The organism is Blautia sp. OF03-15BH (genome assembly GCF_003463065.1).
Classification (GTDB): Bacteria; Bacillota; Clostridia; order Lachnospirales; family Lachnospiraceae; genus Limivivens.
On the sequence record NZ_QSCM01000042.1, the window covers coordinates 1 to 2,199 of the forward strand.

Below are 2,199 nucleotides of genomic sequence, written 5' to 3' on the forward strand. Positions count from 1 at the left end.
TCGTTGAAGTAGGAATGAAACATGGAAGTTTATAACTTTTTATAAGTTTTCAGTAACGGGTTAAAATGGAACTGCCAAGACAAGATCCGGATCAGCTTCTTCGTGCGATCCGTAACGATGCATCCACTAAGAAAAGCGGAAAACTCAAAATCTTTTTCGGTTATGCCGCAGGTGTCGGAAAGACCTATGCCATGCTTCAGGCGGCTCATCAGGCTAAGGAGCGTGGTATCGATGTGGTTGCTGGATACATAGAACCCCATGCCCGACCCCAGACGACGGCACTTCTGGACGGCTTGGAGCAGCTTCCTGTGAAACAAGTTGCTTACGAAGGAATGCCCCTTCGTGAATTTGATATTGATGCTGCGCTCAAGCGAAATCCACAGCTCATACTGGTGGATGAGTTGGCCCATACCAACGCCGAAAGCAGTCGGCACACGAAGCGGTATCAGGATGTTCAGGAACTGCTAAATACTGGAATTGATGTCTATACGACTGTAAATGTCCAACATATCGAGAGTCTCAACGATACAGTAGCCTCTATCACCGGAATTCTTGTGCGGGAGCGCATTCCGGATTCCACCTTTGATCAAGCAGATCAGGTAGAACTGGTGGATATTGAGCCTGCGGAGTTGCTGGAACGACTGGCAAGTGGAAATGTGTACCGGGAAGATCAGGCGCAGCAGGCAACCGTTCATTTTTTCACGCTGGAAAATCTCACCGCATTGCGGGAAATCGCCCTCCGTCGGTGCGCTGACCGGGTGAACTTGCTGACGGAAAGCGCCAGAGTACAGAGCCGAGGCGATTACCATACAGACGAGCGCATTCTGGCATGTCTTTCCTCGTCGCCATCCAACGCAAAAATCATTCGGACTGCTGCAAGGATGGCAAGAGCCTTTCGGGGAACATTTACCGCTCTTTATGTGGAAACGCCAAATACAGCGGCGATGAGTGACGATGATAAAAAGCGTTTGCAGGATAATAAGCGTCTGGCCCAGCAACTTGGCGCTGCGATTGAGACAAGTTATGGCGATGACGTGCCTTATCAGATTGCGGAATTTGCCCGTCTTTCCGGCATCTCAAAAATCGTAATTGGACGAAGTACCATTGCACGAAAGAATATTTTCAGCAAGTCCACCTTGACGGAACGCCTGATTTCCAGCGTACCTAATCTGGATATTCATGTGATACCGGATGCCAGCACAGGAACCAGCTATCAGGAAAAAAAGAGAAAGGCGCAGGTAGATGCGATGCCCCTGCGTGATGTTCTGAAGAGTATCGTCGTATTGCTGGTAGCTACACTAATTGGCTGTGGCTTTGATGCTCTTGGGTTCACGGAGAGTAATATTATCGCAGTTTACATATTAGGCGTACTTGTGACCGCTGTAATCACAACCAACCGACTGTGCGGGATTCTGACCTCGGTTGTCAGTGTGCTGGTTTTCAATTTCTTTTTTACCACTCCGAGACTGACATTCCATTTTGACGATCCAAACTATATTGTTACCTTTACCATTATGTTTATAGTAACACTGCTTTCCGGATCTCTCGCTACCCGGCTGAAAGAAAATGCGAAACAATCTGCCCATACAGCTTACCGTACAAAGATTCTTTTTGAAACCAACCAGCTTCTGCAAAAAGAGCAGGATGAGAATGCGGTAATCACCGCTACGGCAGGGCAGCTCATGAAGCTGCTGAAAAAAGATATTGTCGTCTACCTGTCTGATGGTAAAGAACTTGCTGCCCCCAATGTTTTTCGTGCTGTTAATAGCATTCAGGAAGATTTAATTTCTGAGAACGAGAAAGCAGTCGCCGATTGGGTCTTCCGAAACAATAAACACGCCGGTGCCACAACAGATACATTATCCAGTGCAAAGTGTTTATACCTTGCGATTCGGGTCAACCAGCATGTATATGGAGTGGCTGGTATTGCGGTGAACGGTATTCCGCTGGACTCTTTCGAAAACAGCGTACTCCTCTCTATTCTGGGCGAGTGCGCTTTGGCACTTGAAAACATCAAAAACGCCAAAGAAAAAGAGGAAGCGGCTGTTCTGGCGCAAAATGAACAGCTTCGTGCTAACCTGCTGCGGGCAATCTCTCATGATCTTCGAACCCCTTTGACAGCGATTTCTGGCAGCGCAGGCAATTTGCTTGCAAATTATAAAAAGATGGATGATGCATTGCGGGAGCAGACCTTTACCG

At 47.7% G+C, this 2,199-nt stretch carries 1 protein-coding gene; it reads left to right on the forward strand.

The window, feature by feature from the left end; genetic code table 11:
- Nucleotides 1-65: 65 nt before the first annotated feature.
- The coding region (locus DXA57_RS17050) for a sensor histidine kinase (protein WP_147345718.1) at nucleotides 66-2,199 on the forward strand (2,134 nt) is incomplete at its 3' end.